This window comes from Brevundimonas sp. GW821-FHT12C05 (assembly GCF_058807475.1).
The window spans coordinates 1,023,189-1,041,392 of the sequence record NZ_JBXAQS010000001.1; the positions used below are offsets into that span (position 1 = coordinate 1,023,189).

An 18,204-nucleotide genomic window follows, 5' to 3' on the forward strand; every position below is an offset into this window, starting at 1 on the left:
CAGAAAAATATCAGAACGCCAGCATCGGGCCGTCAGGACACCCGTCAAGCTTAATGGGATGCAGGGACAACGGCAAAGGGGATGCCGCCGAGGGGCGAACTGCGCCTTGGGACGACGGGGGAGATTTTCAACGACAATGGCGACTCAGATTCCGAATTCCGCGCGCAGCCGGATTGCGCGGCGCGGCGTCTCGCCCCGTTCGACCGCGGATGTCGCGACGGTTCTCGCCGTAGGGGCCCAGGGGAGGGCCAAGGGCAAGGCCTGGCGGGCCTGGGCGGCCGGCGCCGTCGGGGCGATCGCGCTGGGAGCGTCCGCCGGATCCGCGTCCGCGCAAGTCGGCCTGCCGGATCGCCAGACCCTCAATCCGTCGCAGTTGGCTCCGCTCGCGGCCGCGCCGCGAGGCGAAATGTTCGCCAACATCGAGGCGGGCCCCTGTCCGTTCAGGGACAGCGCCCTGAAATTCAGCCTGCAAAGCGTGGAGGTTCGACCGTCCGGCTCGGATCGCCTGGCGTTGTCCGAGGCCGAGTTGTCGACGGCGTGGTCAAATCACCTGGGTCAGGAGATTCCCGTCGCCAGGATCTGCGAGATCCGAGACCGCCTGGCGGCGCTCTACCTGAGACGCGGGATCCTGGCCGCCGTCACGATCCCGGAGCAGCGGATCAACACCGGGCGGCTGGTCCTCGAGGTCGTGGAGGCCCGCGTCACGTCCGTCACCTATAGCGGGGACGCCGGCCCGGCCCAGGCGCAGGTGGCCCGCTATCTGGATCAGTTGAAGGGCATGGCGCCGTTCGATCTGAACCTGGCGCAACGCTATCTGCTGCTCGCCTCCGACATTCCGGGCGTCCAGATCCGCACCACCATGCGCCCCGCCGGCGAACGCGGGGCCGTGGCGCTTGAGATCGTCGTTTCCCACGATCCGATCGATGCGTCGCTGCGGGCGCACAATTTCGGCTCGCGCACGGTGGGGCGCGAACTTGCTCTCGCCCGGCTCGACCTGAACAGCCTGACGCCGCTGGGCGAGCGGACGTCCCTGATCGCCTATGTTTCCGGCGACCTGGATGAGCAGCGGGTCATCCAACTGGTCGAACAGGTCAGGCTGGGCGGTAGCGGCCTGACCGCCGAGGTCTCGGGGGCGTGGGCCTGGACCCGGCCGGGCGAGGAACTGACGCCGCTGGAACTGGAAGGCGAGAGCTTCTCCGGCGTGGCGAAGCTGGCCTGGCCGATCGTGCGTCATCGCCGCCGGAACCTGAACCTGTCGACCGGGCTCGAGATCCTGGACCAGAAGGTCGAGTTCGGCGGCGGACTGGCGACCCTGACGGAGGATCACCTGCGGGTCTTCTTCGCGCGACTGGACGGTCACTGGGCGCCGGCGGCGCTGGCGGATCACTCGGGAGCCATGACCGGCTATGTGGAGGTGCGGCACGGGACGACGGCGCTGGGCGCCAGCGATTACGGAGACATCGAGGCGTCGCGCTATCTCGGCGTACCGGACGCCCTGGTCTACCGCGGGGAGCTGCAGATCGGCGCACGCCTCACGGGGCCGCTCGTCGGCAAGTTGACGCTGTCATGGCAGCACACGGATGACCCTCTGTTGTCCTACGAGGAGTTCTCGGCCGGCAACATGACCGTCGGTCGCGGCTATGATCCGTCGTCGGCCTCAGGGGATCGCGCCTTCGCGACGTCGCTGGAATTCACCACCACGCCGTTCACATCGCCCTGGGGCATGGCCTGGCGACCCTACGCCTTCTACGAGACGGCCAAGCTGACGAACCTGGCGCCCGACGCCGACAAGCTGGACCTGTCCTCGGGCGGGCTCGGCGTGCGTGTCCAGCTGACGCCGAGGATGGATATCGACGTGGGCTGGGCGCGTCCGTTCGACAGCCTCTACGGCCCGGGCGGCGATCGCCCCGCCTCGCGCCTGCTGATCTCGCTCTCGACCACACTGTTCTGAACTTCAGGCGTCACGCGCCGGAGAGACCGCCATGAAAAACCAGATCGCTTCCCGTAGGGCCCAACTTCTGGCGCGCTCGGCCCTGTGCGGCGTCCTCGCCGCCATGGCGATCGGCGCGAGTTCCGCCATGGCCCAGGTCACGGGCGTCGGCACGGTCACCTCGACCAACAGCAACGGCGGAGCCGTCGGCGTCGCCTCGGGCGGCGGCGTCACGAACATCACCACCAACGCCGGCCGCTCGATCGTCAACTGGAACAACCTGACCGTCACGCCGACGGAGGCCCTGAACTTCTATTTCAACAACCGCAGCGACATCGTGGTGAACCGCGTGGCGGGCGCGGCTTCGATCGACGGCATCCTGAACGGTTGCATGTCCACCTGCGCCACCAGCGGCGGCAACATCTGGGTTCTGTCGACCGGCGGCGTCCTGATCGGCGCCAACGCCCGGATCGACACCGGCGGTTTCCTGGCGTCGACCGGCAGCCTGACCGATAGCGACATCCTCGACGGCGATATGAATTTCGCCTTCACCGGAGCCCCGGCGAACAGCACGATCAGCGTCGCCGGCGGGGCTTCGCTGAACACCAACGGCGGATCGCTGGCGCTGATCGCGCCCATCGTCACGACCGCCGCGGGTTCGACCATCACCGCGACCAACGGCGGCGACGTGATCTACGGATCGGCCGAGAACTACAACGTCACCTTCGCGCCGACCGGCGCCGACGACCTTGATCTGATCACCTTCCAGGTTCCTTCGCAGAGCGACGGCTCCAGCGGGACGCCCGGCCTGACCCTGAACGGGACCACCACCGCCAACCAGGTGTTCGCGGCGATCGTGTCCAAGAGCGGCGTCGCCAGCAGCATCCTGCTGGGCGGAAGCATCACCGCGACAGCCGCGTCCGGCGAGAACGGCGACATCGTGTTGAGCGCCGGGTCGGGCTTCACCAACGGCGTGGCCGACACGCCGATGAGCTTCGACGGAAGCATCACCCAGGACACGACCTCGACCCTGACCGCCGACAACGTCACCATGCGGGCGTCCGCCGACATCGCTGTCGACGAGATCAACGCCACGGGACGGGTGTGGCTGAACTCGGAATGGGCCAGCATCAGCCAGACCGGCGCCATCACCGCCAACAGCCTGAGAGCGGAAGCCGGCGGGGACATCATCCTCACCAACGCCGACAACGACTTCAACTTCCTGAGCTATATCGAGGCCCAGGGCGTGAACGGTATCGACATCGTCGACGCCGACGGCTTCGTCATCAACGACTACATCTTCCATCTGGGGGGCGGGAGCCGCACGGCCAGCCTGACGGCCCTGACCGGCTCGATCAGCGCGACCGGCTCGGGCGTCATCCAGGTCGGCACGCTGAACGTCAGCGCGGCCAACGGCGGCATCGATCTCGGCAACGCCGCCAACAACACCGCCAACCTGGGCACGATCACCGCCGGCGCGGGCGACTTCAGCTACCGCTCCCTGCTCGACGTCAACCTGGCCGGCGCCATCACCGCCAACAATGTGAACCTGAGTTCGATCGCGGGGGCGATCACCCAGACCGGCGGCCTGATCAACACCAACCGGCTTTCCGCCCGCGCCGCGAACGGGATCAACCTGAACCGGGTCGGCAACCAGATCGACGAAATCTCCAGCCTGTCGAGCACGTCCGGCGACATCATCCTGATCAGCAACGGAAACCTGTCTCTCACCGGGGACGTCACCGGCAGCGGAGTGGTGTCGTTCAATATCTTCACCGGCGCGATCACCCAGAGCAGCGGCGTCATCACGGCCGCCACATTCGCGGCCACGGCCGACAACGGCCTTGATCTCGGCGGTGAGAACCAGGTCACCCAGCTGGGTCGTCTGGCGGTCAGTGGAACGGGCGACATCACCTTCCGTAACGCCGGCGCCCTCGTCCTGACCGGCGACATCATCGCGGCTGGCGCCAATGTGAACCTGTATTCCACCTCCGACGCCATCACCCAGAGCGGCGGCGCGATCACGGCCAACCGGCTGACGGCGAGCGCCGCGGGGGACATCCAGTTCAACACCTCCACCAACGACGTCGCGACGATCGGAGGCCTGGCGAGCACCAGCGGCTTCATCCTCTATCGTGACGCCAACAGCTTCGACATCCAGGGAAATATCACCACCGCCGTCGGCTCGGGCGCGGTGCTACGCACCGTCGGCGCCGGCGCCACGATCACCCAGACGTCCGGGATCATCGACGTCGACTTCTTCGGTGCGATTTCCAACGGCTCGATCACGATCAACGGCGCCAACAACCTGATCCGACGCCTCGTCGCGACCACCTCCGGCGCAGGCAGCGTTTCGATCAGCACCACCACGGATCTGGCGATCGGGCAGTCGGTTACGGCCGGCCAGACGCTGTCGCTGACGTCCGGCGGTCGAATCTACCAGGACAGCACCGGCCAGGTTGTCGCCAACACCCTGAACCTGAGCGCCGTCACCGGCATCAGCCTGCCGAACGCGGGGCCGATCTTCGTCAACAGCGTCCAGAACCTGGGGACGATCACCAACACGACGAGCGGCGGCATCGTTATCGCCAACTACAGCGGCTCGAATACCGGACTGACCGGCAACATCACGGCGGCGGGCCAGTCGGTGTCGATCACCGACGTCGCGGGGGGGCTCAGCCAGACCGGTGGGATCATCACGGCGGGCACGTTCACCGCTTCCGCGACCGGCAATATCGACCTGTACAACAGCAACGTGGTCGCCGGTCTCGGCGATCTTACCAGCAGTTCCGGCAACGTCAGCTTCCGCAACGTCGGCGACGTGAATCTGAGCGGATCCGTCGCCTCCGGCGCGGGCGGGGCGGTGAACCTCCGTTCGAACACCGGCGCGATCAATCTGAACGGCGGTCCGATCACCTCTGGCTGGATCACCCTCAATGCGGGGACCACGATCAGCCAGGCCGCGGGCGCCACGCTGACCGCCAACGCCCTGTCCCTGACCGCCGGCGGCAATGTGTCGTTGGGTGAAGCGAACAATTTCAACACGATCTACGACCTGAACGTGGCCGGCGACCTGACGCTGCGCAACCTCGGCACGATCGACATGAATCCCGTGATCAGCGGCGGCTACAGCTCCGGCGGCGCGCTGACCCTGATCTCCGACACCGGCAATATCCGCACGACCGGCGTCGGGGTCACGACCTCGCGCCTGACGGCGTCCGCGGCGGGCTTCATCGACCTGAACGGCACGATCGCCTCGCTCGGCGACATCACCGCCGGCGGCAACATCCTGCTCACCACCTACAACGGCGGCATGGACCTGACCGGAGACATCACCGGCGGGACGGTCAGCCTGTACGCGAACGCCGGCCTCACCCAGAGCGGCGGCAGGATCGATGCGAGCCGCCTCAACGTCATCACCAACGGCGCCATCAGCCTGACCGGGGCGAACGAGATCGATGTGATCGGTCGGCTTGAAACCGACCAGCTCTCCAGCGGGACCGGCGCCGACATCACGCTGCGCAATGTCGGCAATATCGTGCTGGACTATCTGATCGGAGCCGCCGGCGCGACCGTCACGCTGACGTCGGACACCGGCGCGATCAGCCAGACCGGATTCAGCGCGATGACCGCCAACCGGCTCGTCGCCAGCGCCGCCGGAGACATCACGCTCTACGACGGCGTCAACAACGTCACGACGATCGGTGGCCTGGCCAGCGCCGGCGGCGACATCGTCTATCGTGACGTCGACGGCTTCGACCTCCAGGGCGACATCACCGCCAACAGCGCGACCAGCCGCGGGGCCATGCTGGTCGCGGGCGGCGCGGGGGGCATCACCCAGACTTCCGGCGTCCTCGACGTCGGCTATTTCCGCGGGGTGACCGGCGGCTCGATCACGCTCGGCGGCGCCAACCAGATCCGGCGGCTGATCTCGACGCTCATCGGCAGCGGGACCCTCACCCTCAACACCACCACCGACCTGTCGGTGGACGGCACGGTCTCGGCCAACACCGTTTCGCTGACCTCGACCGGCGCGATCACCCAGGCGAACAACGCCCAGATCTGGACGAACACGCTGAACGCCAGCGCCGTCACCGGCGTCAACCTGACGGCCAGCGGCTTCGGCGCCAACAACATCGGCAATCTGGGCGTGATCAGCAACACGACCAGCGGCGGCGTCACCATCACCAGCGCCTATCCGACCATGAACCTGACCGGGAACGTCACGGCGGCGGGTCAGGCGGTGTCGATCAGCAACACCATGGGGGCGATCAACCAGACCGGCGGGGTCATCACGGCCGACACCCTGTCGCTATCGGCCGGCGCCGGGATCAGCGCGACCCGGAACAATGTCTTCGGCAGCCTCGGCACGGTGATCGCCGGCGGAAACGTCGCCATCACCAATGTCGGGGACCTGAACCTGACCGGTGACGTGAACACGGGCGGCGGGGATCTTACGCTGACCTCGAACACGGGCCGGATCGAGCAGATCGGCGGCGTGGTCACCGCCAATGTCGTCAACCTGCAGGCCGCCGGTCGCATCTGGCTGAACAACGCCAACGCCGTGACCAATTTCGGCACGGTGACCGCCGGCGGTCACATCCTCCTCAGGAACGACTCGTCCCTCGTCGTCGGCGGGGACATCACCGCCAACGGCTTCGATGTGACCCTGAGGTCGAACAACGGTTCGATCACCCAGACCGCCGGCAGCGACATCACCTCGAACTCCCTGCAGGTGATCGCCGCAGACGGCGTCACACTGACCAACGCCGGTAATGCGATCAACGATCTCGCCTGGGCGCAGATCACCAGCGGCGGCTTCGCGTTCAGCCAGACGAACGGCTTCCAGATCAGCGGCCCCGTCATCGCGGGCGGTCAGACCGTCAGCCTGACGTCGCTGAACGGCGCCATCACCCAGACCTCCGGCAGCATCAGCGCCGGGACGCTGAACGCCAGCGCCGCCGGGACCCTGACGCTGAACCAGGGCAACAACGTCGACAGCCTGGGCGTCATCAGCACCGGCGGCAGCTTCCTGTTCCGGGACGTCACCGGCTTCAACCTGACGGGCGACATCACCGCCGCCAGCCAGGTGGTGATGCTCGCCCAGGGTGGTTCAATCACCCAGACCGGCGGCATCATCACGGCCCAAGACATCAACGCCTACGCCAGCGTCGACCTGCTCCTGGGCGGCCTCAACCAGATCAACAGCATCAGCAGCCTCGGGGCCGCGAACAACATTCTCTACCGCCAGGTCGGCGACCTCTCCGTGCCGACGATCAACGCGGGCGGCACGGTCAGCCTGTATTCGACCACCGGCGACATCACCCAGACCGGGTCGATTACCGCCGACACCCTGACGCTCGGCGCCGGCGGCGACATCACGCTGGGCCAGAATTTCGTCTCCCGGCTGGGCCGGATCGAGGCCGGCGGGAATTTCACCGCCGCCCACGCCGGCGGCCTGTCCTCCGGCGCACTTGAGCTGACCGACGACATCACGGTCGGCGGGACGATGACGCTGGTGAACCCCGGCGCCATCACCCAGACCGGCGGCGCGATCACCGCCGCCAACCTGGCCCTCGACACCGCCGGCGCCCTGACGGCGACGGGCGCCAACAGCATCAGCGGCAATACCCGGCTGAGCGCGCTCGACGCCACCTTCAACGCGGACGGCGACCTGACCATCCAGGTCAATACGACGGGCGCCGCCACGATCACCTCGACCGGCGCGGTCGTCATCGACGGCGTCGGCGCCTCGACCGGCGACATGCTGAACATCCAGGCCGCCAACGGCATCTCGCAGGGCGCCCAAGGTCTCACGTTCACCCATTTCGGAAACCTGACCAACACCACCAGCGGCGGCATCAACCTGACCAACAGCGGCTGGGTGGAGTTGGACGGAAACATCACCGCGACGGGCCAGACGGTGACGCTGAACAGCACGACCGGCGGGATCATCCAGAACAGCGGTCTGATCACGGCGGGACGGTTCAACGCATCGACGGCGCAGACCCTGTACCTGAACTCGATCAATCGGATCGGCGCGTTGGGCGCGATCAACGTCACGAACGGGGGCTTCACCTTCCGGAACGACGGCGACGTCGTGTTCGACGGCGCGGTCAGCGCGTCGAGCACCGTGCTGGTCACCGCCGTCGGCGGCAGCGTCACCCAGACCGCCGGCAGCGACATCACGGCCGCCGGCCTCTATGTCGAAGCGCAGAACGGCATCACCCTGACCAACGCCGGAAACAATGTCGGCCGGCTCATGACCGTGATGAACCACGGCTCCGGCGGGATCGCCTATGGCCAGAGCAGCGGCTTCCAGATCGACGGTCTGATCCGGGCGCAGAACCAGACCATCAGCCTCACCTCGACGGCCGGCGGCATTTCCCAGACCGGAAACACCTTCGTCCAGATCGAGGGCGGCACGCTCAACCTTTCGGCGGCCGGCGCGATCATGCTCCATCGCGACAACGACATCGACAACCTCGGCGTCGTCACGGCGGGCGGCGGCTTCACCTTCAACGACGTCGACGGCTTCAACCTGACGGGCGACATCGACGCCGGGGCGGTGGTGCTGGACGCCGTGAACGGTTCGATCATCCAGACCGGCGGCGTCATCACCGCCTCGAGCATCGACGCGGCGGCTTCCGGGAACCTGGACCTGGGCAGCGCCAACGTCATCGGCGCCGTCACCGCGCTGAGCGCGGGGGGCGACATCCTCTACCGTCAGGTCGGCGACCTGTCCGTGCCGACGATCACCGCCAACGGGTCGCTGAGCCTCTATTCGACCACCGGCAGGATCACCCAGACGGGCGCCCTGAGCGCGGCGACCCTGAACCTCGGCGCGGTGACCGGCATCGCGCTCAACAACCTGAGCAACGACATCGGCGCCCTCGGCACGGTGAACAACACCACCAGCGGCCAGATTAGTTTCACCAACGCCGACGACTTCGACCTGACCGGCGCGATCACCGCCGGTGGAAGCCAGTTCGTGAGCCTGACCTCGATCAATGGCGGGATCACCCAGCGGGCCGGCGGGTCGATCACCGCCCAAGTCCTCTCGCTCAGCGCCTGGGGCGGCGCGACGCTGGGCGGCGACAACGACGTCGATGCGCTCGGAGTCGTCATCGCGGGCCCGTCCTTCGTCTTCAACGACATCGACGGTTTCGACATCAGCGGCATGCTCAACGCACAGGCGGCGGACCTGACCGCCGGCGGCGCGATCACGCAGAGCTCCGGCAATCTGAACGTCGGCACGCTGTCGCTGACGGCGACGTCCGTCACGCTGGACGGCGCGAACAGCATCAGCGCTCTCGGCGACGTCGACGTCACCGGGGACATGAGCCTTCGCGATACCGACGGTTTCAGCCTGACGGGCGCCATCGCCGTCGACGGGACGCTGTCGCTCGCCTCCGGCGGCACGATCGAGCAGACCGCGGGCGCGCTGACGGTCGGAACCCTGAACGCGACCTCGACCGCGGGCGATGTCTCGCTGCAGGAACTGGGCAACCGCTTCAGCAATCTCGGAACGTTGTCGGGCAGCACCGTCAGGATCAACAGCGGCGGCAGCTACAACCTGACCGGCGACGTCACCGCGGCCAATCTCTTCCTGTCGTCCAGCGGGGCCATCACCCAGAGCAGCGGCGCGATCATCGCCGGAAACCTCTGGGCCAGTGCGGTGGACGACCTCAGCCTGACCAGCAGCACCAACGACGTCGACACCATCTGGTCCCTCTCGCTCACCGGATCCGGGGACATCGCCTATGCCGATGCGGACGGGTTCAACCTGGGCGGCGTGATCACCGCATCGGGGGGCGTGTCGCTGACGGCCGGGGGGACAGGCTCGATCATCCAGGACGCCGGCGCCTTCATCTTCGCCGGCACGCTCTCCCTGGCAGCGGGCGGAAACATCGCCGCCACCGGAAACAACGACGTCGATACGATCAACCTGAGCGGCGCGAACGTCAGCTTCACCAATGGCGACTCCTTCGCCGCCAACGTGATCACGGCGACAGGCGCCGTCACCCTGAGGTCCAACACCGGCAGGATCACCCAGACGGCCCTGACCGGCCGGATTGTCGCCGACAGCCTGACCGCCTCGGCGGCCACGGGACTGGAGTTCTTCGGCGGGCAGAACGACATCCGCGTCCTGGCGGGCCTCAGCAGCACCGGCGGCGGGGTCACCTACCGCGACATGGGCGGCTTCGAGATCACCGGCGATATCAACGCCGCCGGCCAGACGGTTGAGCTGGTCTCGGACGGCACGGGCGCGGGCGGGAACGACATCACCCAGAGCGGCGGCGTGATCACCGCCAACCGTCTGCAGGGGACCGCGGCCGGCGACCTGCTGTTCAACAGCGCCAACGTGGTCGGCCAGCTCGGCTACCTCACCGCCGGCGGGGACATCCGCTACCGCGGCGCGGCCAGCTACACCCTGCAGGGCAACGTCAACGCCGGCGGCGGGTTGATACTGAACTCCGACACCGGGTCGATCCAGCAGTTCGGCGGCGCGATCGTCGCGACCACCTTCTCCGGAACCGCGGCGCAGGGCATCAGCCTGGCCCGCGTGAACGACATCGACACCCTCGGCGCCGTCGACTCGGGCGCGGGCGACTTCAACTTCCGCGACGGCGATTCCTTCGACATCGGGGGACTGATCACCTCGGGCAACGCCATCGTGCTTCAGGCGGGCGGCGACATCACCCAGAGCAGCGGTTCCGTGGTCACGGGCACGCTCAGCCTCTTCGCCGATGGCCGGATCGACCTCGGCGGACCTGGCAACGACATCGGCAGCCTAGCCGCCGGCTTCGCCGGAACCGACTTCCGCTTCGCCGACGTCAGCGACTTCAGCCTGGACGGCAACATCTTCTCGGGCGGCGTGATGACGCTCTCCGCCGGCGCGGGGAACATCAACCAGAACGCCGGCGTCATCACGGCCGGGACCCTCAACGCCAGCGCGGTGGGCGAGCTCAACTTCACCCGCGCCAATGTGGTGACGACGCTCGGAAACCTGTCGGCCGGCGACAGGATCTTCTTCAACAACGCCGACAGCTTCTCGATCGCCGGAAATCTCGTCAGCGATCAGATCGTGCTGGCGTCGCTCGACGGCGGCATCGACCAGATCTCCGGCGCCATCACCGCGGGATCGCTGGCCGTGGACGCGGAGCTTGATGTCTCCCTCGGGCAGGCCGGAAACGACGTCGACACGCTCAACCTCGTCACGGTCCGCTCCGGCGACTTCACCTATCGGGACGCCGACTCGGTCAGCATCAGCGGGCCGATGTCGATGAGCGGCGTTGCGACCCTGAATGTCGGCGGCGATCTGACCCAGTCGGGAACCGGCCTGATCAGCGCCAGCCGGGTCCAGGGCTCCGCCGGCGGGGCCTTCGCGCTCGGCGACCTGGCCAACAATGTTGGCCAGCTCGGCCCGATCACGGCGGACCGGATCGCCTTCGTCAGCAGCGGCGGCCTGAACCTCACCGGCGCACTGACCGCGACCAACGGCGTGGAGCTGAAGGCCGATACCGGAATCACCCAGTCGATCGGCGCCGTCATCACCGGGACCACCCTGCGGGCCCAGGCCAACGGCGACATCATCCTGGACCAGGACAACGACCTGGATTCAGTGACCCTGCTGTACTCGCAGTTCGGCGACATCACCTACAGCGACGTCGATGGCTTCTCGTTCGATCCCACGGTCTACGGCGATATCTGGACCACCGGGACCATGACCCTGCAGGCCGGCTCGACCGGCGGCATCAGCCAGACCGGCGCCGGGCTGCGCGCCGGGACCCTGATCGTCAGTGCAGGCGGGAACATCGTTTTGGGTGAGCAGAACCACATCGATGTGCTGGGCGCCTCGTCGTCCGGCGGTTCGGTGTTCACCGTCGTCAATGACGGCGACCTAGACATCGCGGGCGACATCTCGGTGACGGGCCCCTTGGGGGCGGTTTCGCTGACCTCCAACAACGGCGCCGTCGACCAGATCTCGGGTGAGATCGACGCCTATGTGGTGCAGGGTTCGGCGGCCGGCGACTTCACGCTGACCCGCTTCACCGGCGCCCTGGGCGATATCGTCAGCAGCGGCGGCGACATCGACATCAGCAACGTCGGCGACATCACCCTGTTCGGCCTGCTGCAGACAGCGCGCGCCAACAGCGTCAGCCTGCTCAGCAGCGGCGGCGGGATCTGGCACGGCATCGGCCGTATCGAGACCGGAACCCTGAACCTGAGCGCGGTGACCGGGATCGCGCTGGACGGCGCCCAGGGCAACGACATCGATCGTCTGGGCGTCGTCAGCACGGGCTCCAACTTCACCTTCGCCGACGACGACGATTTCGCCCTGACCGGCGACATCACCGTCGCCAGCATCGGCGGCCACGTCGGGCTGCGGTCGAACGGCGGGGCGATCACCCAGACCGGCGGCGTCATCACCGCCCATGATCTGAATCTTGAAGCCGTGACCGGCCTGGACCTCGCCGGCGCCAACCGGGTCGACAAGGTGACCATCGCCAATGGCGCGACCGGCGCGGTCGTCTTCTCCAACGCCCAGGCGCTGACCGTGCTGGACGCGACCAGCACGGGCGATGTCACCGTCAGCACCACCGCCGGGCTCCTGACCCTGAACGACATCACGACCGGCGGGCTGATCCGCCTGGCCGGCGCCGGCGGCGTCTTCGCCGGCGGCACGCTCAGCACGGACGGCGACGTCGATGTGTCCGCATCCGCGGGCGACATCGAGATCCGGAACATCATCGCGGGCGACGACGTCACGGTGACGGCCGCCGACGGCCAGGCGCAGCTCTGGAACCTGATCCTGACCGGCGCCAGCGACGGCGAAGGCACGGGGCAGAACGTCGTGATTTCGGCCTCGGGCGACGCCTTCCTGGGCGCCCGGAACGAGGCCGACATCGGCCTCTACGCCAGTGATCTGAGCCGCACCGGCGGCGCGGGAACCATCAGCGTTGTCTCGACCGGTGGGGACGCCGGGGCCTTCCTGACCTCCATCGGGGCCAAGATCGACACCCTCACGGCGGGCGGCGCGACCGGCACGGCCACGATCGTGACGGCCAACGGCGACCTCCGGGCCGGGACGGTCACCGGCTACAATGTGACGCTGAAGGCTGCCGACGGCGACGTGGACCCTGACGCCGTCAGCATCGGCGGCGGCGACTACACCTTGAGCGGTCGGGACATTCTGTCGGGCGCATTCGGGTTCACCGGCACGGCGCGCGATATCCTGATCACCGACACCGCCGGCGCGCTGACCTTCACCGCCGATGTGACGGCGCAACGCCACCTCACGATCAACGCCATCGGTGATGTTCTTGGCGGGAGGGCGCTGGTCGCCGGGGCGGACGCGGCGGGGCAGGGGAACCTGAGCATTCTCGCCACTGGCATCATCGCCAGCGTCATCGGCGCCGACGGCGACGTCACCCTGGACGCCGGGTTGGGCGATATCGACGTCGGCACGCTGGTCGTGATGAATGATTACCGGCTCAGCGGCGGTTCCTTCTCCGCCGGCGCGCTGAGCCCCATCGGCGCGATGGCCGGAGCCTGGACCCTCACCGCCACCGGCGGCTTCGATTTCACCGGCCTGACGCTGACCTACAACGGCGACATCGAACTCAACGCCGCGGACCTCATCACCGGCGGCAACGTGCAATCGATCCTGGGATCGGTGCGGATCGGCGGCCTCGCCGACATCGACATCGATGGCCTGTACGCGGCCCGTGACGTCACGGTCACGTCCGGGGGCGTCCTGACTCTGGGCTCCGCGACCGCCTATGACGGCGCCGTCGACCTGACCGGCGCTTCGGTGACCGTCGAAGGCTATGCCGAGGCGTCCGGCGATGTCCTGGTGACGGCGCTCAATGGCGCGGCCGACGTCGGCGCGGCCACGTCCGGCGGCGACATCACGGTGCTGGCGACGAACGGCGGAGCGCGCCTGGGAGCCGCGTCTCTCACCGGCCTGACGGGCGACCTGCTCGTCTCGGCGACCGGCGGCGACGCGATCCTGGGCGCCACCGACTATACGAACATCAGCACGGACAACGTCCTGACCCGTGTGGCCGGTGGCGCGGGATCGGTCACGGTCACCGCCGCGAATGGCGATGCGCGGGTCTATCTCGACACCACCAACGCCGCCCTGAACCTGCTCCAGGGCGACAACGTCGATGTCACCATCGCCTCGGGCAGTGCGACGTTCGACGCCCTCACCGCGCTGAACGGCGACGTCTATGTCGAGACCCTCGACGGGGGCCTCACGATCGGAGACGCCACCGCGGCTAACGGCGGCGTGGCGCTGTATGCGGCCGGCGGCGATCTGACCCTGACCGGCAGCATCTTCGGCGCCTCAGAGGTCATCGCGCAGACCGACGGTCTGCTGGACGGCAGTCAGGCCGTGTCGATCACGACGGGCGGCGACCTGAATCTGTCCGGCGGCGACGTGGTGCTGAACGCCATCTCGGCCGGCGGAGACATCACCGTGGCGGCCACGGACGGCGACGCCTATGTGGAGTTCGCGGACGCCGGCGGCCTGCTCCAGGTCGGCTCCATCGCGGGGAACGCCACCCTTCGCGGCGCGCAAGCCGTCGACGGCATCGGCGTGTTCGCGGCCCGGACCGCCACCTTCGGGGCCGACTCCAGGGCCCTGATCACCGGCTCCAACCGCGGCGTCATCGGCGCCTGCGGCTGCGGCGGGATCGTGGTCGCCTCCCTGTCCGGCGACGTCAACGTCAACCTCGACAGCGTGGTCGGCGATTTCGCGGCGATCAGCGCCATCACCGGCAACGTCAACGTCAATCTCCTGAACGGCAATCTGACCATCGGCGAGCTGTCGGGCCGCAACATCACCGTCGAGGTCTCCAACGGCTCCATCGAGACCGGCGCCGGCGGCTCGCCCATCGGCGCCAACGTCACCGGCGGCAGCTACAGCATCACGGCCCAGGCCTTCCTTGGCGATGTCCTCAACCCGCTTCTGCAGGACGAGTTCGGCGCGCCGTCGATCCTGCAGAACTACACCATCGTCGATACGCTCGGCGGACTGGACATGACCGGCGTCTCCGTCGCCGCCCAGGGTGATATCCGGATCGAGGTCCGCGGCGCCGGGGCGCTGACCGGTGACGCCCGGTTGGAGGCCGATGGCGACGTGACCGTCACCGCAGCGGCGATCCAGGCCGATGTCATCACGGCCGGCCGCGACGTCGATCTGAACGCGAGCGCGGGAGCGGTGAACATCGCGACCCGGGTCACGGTCGGCCGGAACTACACGCTTGTCGGCCGGGACTTCTCGATCGCCGCCCTGAGCCCCCTGGGCGCCAGGGCCGGCGATCTGAGCATCACCGACACGTTCGGCGACCTGGACTATTCCGGCGCGACCCTCCGCTACGGCGGCGACATCAATATCCAGTCGGCGGGGCTCGTGGTCGGCGGAGACATCACCAGCGACAACGGCGACATCTTTATCCAGGGCGGTACGGGTATCGACAGCGGCGCGCTGTCGGCCGCGAACGGCACGGTCGACGCCTATGGCTACGGCGCCGCCGGGGTCACGGTCGCCTCGGCCACGGCCAGGGATTCGATCTACATCTACAGTTCCAGCGGTGACGCCATCCTCGGCGCGGCTGCGCTGCTCGGCACGGGCGCCAACCAGCTCCGCGTGCACGTGGACGGCGGCGCGGGGAACGCCGTCCTCGGCAGCGTCCTGGCGAGCGACATCACGGCCGCGAACCGCTTCACCTCCGCCGGGTCGACCACCACGACCAACGTCTCCAGCACCGGCGGCGACGCCTTCGTCCACCTCGATAGGGCGGACGCTGTGACTTCGGTCTTCGGGGGCGGCAATGTCGGGGTCGTCGTCCGCAATGGCGACTTCACCGTCGGGTCGGTCAGGGCCGTCGGCGGCCAGGTCGATGTCGAAGGACCGACGGGCGAACTGACGATCGGCGACCTCAACGCCGCGACGGCCGCCCGGATTGTTGGAACCGACGTCACCCTCACGTCCGGCACGGTCGGCGACGACCTGATCATCAATGCGAGCGGCGACATCCGCTTCCTGGGAGCAGGGCGGATCGTCGCCGGCGGCGACGCGGCGCTGAGCGCCGGCGGGGGAATCTCGCAGGCCGGCGACGCCGGCTTCAGGGCCGCCAGCCTGACCGTCGACGCCGGCGACGCGGTCAGCCTGCTGGGCCTCAACGACATCGCGACGATCCGCGCGATCGACGTCGCGGCCGGCGGTTTCGCCTATCGCAGCGTCCGCGTGGGCGGGGTCGAGATCGCCGGAGCGATCAACGCCGCCGGCCAGACGGTGGATCTGCGCACGGAGAACGGCCCTCTCACCCAATCGGGCGCAGGCGTCATCGTCGCGCGGCGGTTGACCGGATTCTCCGACGGCGGGGCGACTCTGGGCGGGGCCAACCGGATCGATGAGTTGGGTGATTTCGCCACTATCGGTGGCGGCTTCTTCCTGAACGTCGACGGGGCGCTGAGCATTGTCGGCACGGTGGACAGCACCGGCTCGCTTCGGATTCAATCGGGGCCGATGACCATCGCCTCGACCGGCACGGTCCGTTCCGCCGGTTCGGGTGATGCGGTCACCCTGGCGGCGAACGGCGTCTTTACCAACGCCAGCGGCGCTGACGGGGTGCAGGCGGCGAACGGCCGCTGGCTGATCTACAGCCAGGCTGCGGGGAACCCCGGCGGATCCACGGCAGGCAACAGTTTCGGCGGCCTGGGCGGCAGGAGCTACTACGGCTCGGCCTACGACTTCGGATCCGGCGCCTTCAGCGCCGCACCCAACGCCGGCAACAGGTTCGTCTACGCCTATCAGCCCACGCTGGTGGTGACGCCGATCAGCCAACGGGTCACCTACAATGGTCAGATCCCGACGTTGGGCGCGCTCATCGCGGGCCTGATCAACGGCGATGCGGCGGCCGACGCCTGGTCCGGCGCGCCGACGCTCTCGGGCGCCACCAGCAGGAACGCCGGAACCTATGGTCTGTCCGCTTCGCTCGGGTCGTTGCTGTCGGACATGAACTACGCCTTCTCGTTCGGCTCCGGCACGCTGATCATCGACCCCCGGGCCCTGACCGGAAGGGTGGTCGCGGATAACAGGGTCTACGACGGCACCACGGCGGCCACCGGGTCGATCAATCTGACCGGCGTGGTCGAGGGCGACGACGTCGGCGCCGGCGGGACGCTTACGTTCGACAACCGCAACGCCGGCCTCGGCCGGATCGTGAACGCCACCAACACCACCCTGTCGGGCGCCGATGCGGGCAACTACACCCTGGCCGGCGTCGCCAGCGGGATCGCGGACATCCTGCGGCGAAGCCTGATCGGCGTGCTGACGGCGAACAACAAGACCTATGACGGGACGACGACCACCACCGGCTCCATCGATCTGACGGGAGTGGTGGCCGGCGACAATGTTTCCGCCACCGGGATCTTCAACTTCGCGGACAGGAACGCGGGTGTGGGCAAGGTGGTCACCGCCACCGGTCTGGTCCTGTCCGGGGCCGACGCGGGCAACTACGACCTTGGGCCGATATCGGGCGTGGCGGACATCCTGCGCCGGGCGATCGGTGGAACGGTCGTCGCGGACAACAGGGTCTATGACGGAACCACCGGGGCCAGCGGATCGATCAACCTGACCGGCGTCATCGCGGGCGATGACATCAGGGCCGGCGGGACGCTCACGTTCGACAACCGCAACGCCGGCGCCGGCCGGACCGTGACCGCCACCAACACCACCCTGTCGGGCGCCGATGCAGGCAACTACACCCTGACCAACGTCGGAAGCGGCATCGCCGACATCCTGCGCCGGGCCATCACCGTTACGGCGGACAACCAGTCCAGGCGGTTCGGCCAGCCGGATCCCAACCTGACCTATGTCGTCGGCGGGAATGGTCTCGTCCAGGGCGACGTCCTGACCGGCGGCCTGGTCCGCGTCGCCGGGGATACCGCCGGCTCCTACGCCATCCTGCAGGGAGACCTTGCGGCGTCGTCCAACTACATCCTCACGTTCACGCCGGGCGAGTTTGTGATCCAGATTCCGCCGGCGGGCGGGATCCAGAGCCTGCAGATGCTGCGCGCCTTGGGCGGAACACCGGACTTTGCGCTTGACCGGGACCCGTCACCGGATCTGATCGTGACCGATGCCGGGGAGGCGCAGGATCCGGAGCAGCGCCCGTCCCATTGAGAGTCCTTGCCTGATCCATGAGCTCAGGTTGTTCTCTGTTCCTCCGGCGGGCGCGAGCGGCGCCTCGCCGGAG

General features: G+C 68.1%; 2 protein-coding genes. Both read left to right on the forward strand.

Going from position 1 to position 18,204, the window contains the following annotated elements; genetic code table 11:
* Positions 1 to 136: 136 nt before the first annotated feature.
* On the forward strand, positions 137 to 1,951 hold the full coding sequence (locus AC1RRF_RS04845; RefSeq protein ID WP_492833328.1) for a ShlB/FhaC/HecB family hemolysin secretion/activation protein: 1,815 nt from the start codon (positions 137 to 139) through the stop codon (positions 1,949 to 1,951).
* 31 nt (positions 1,952 to 1,982) lie between these two features.
* Positions 1,983 to 18,131 carry a YDG domain-containing protein gene (locus AC1RRF_RS04850; RefSeq protein ID WP_492833329.1) on the forward strand — a complete coding sequence of 5,383 codons (16,149 nt, stop codon included), beginning with the start codon at positions 1,983 to 1,985 and terminating at the stop codon, positions 18,129 to 18,131.
* Positions 18,132 to 18,204 lie beyond the last annotated feature (73 nt).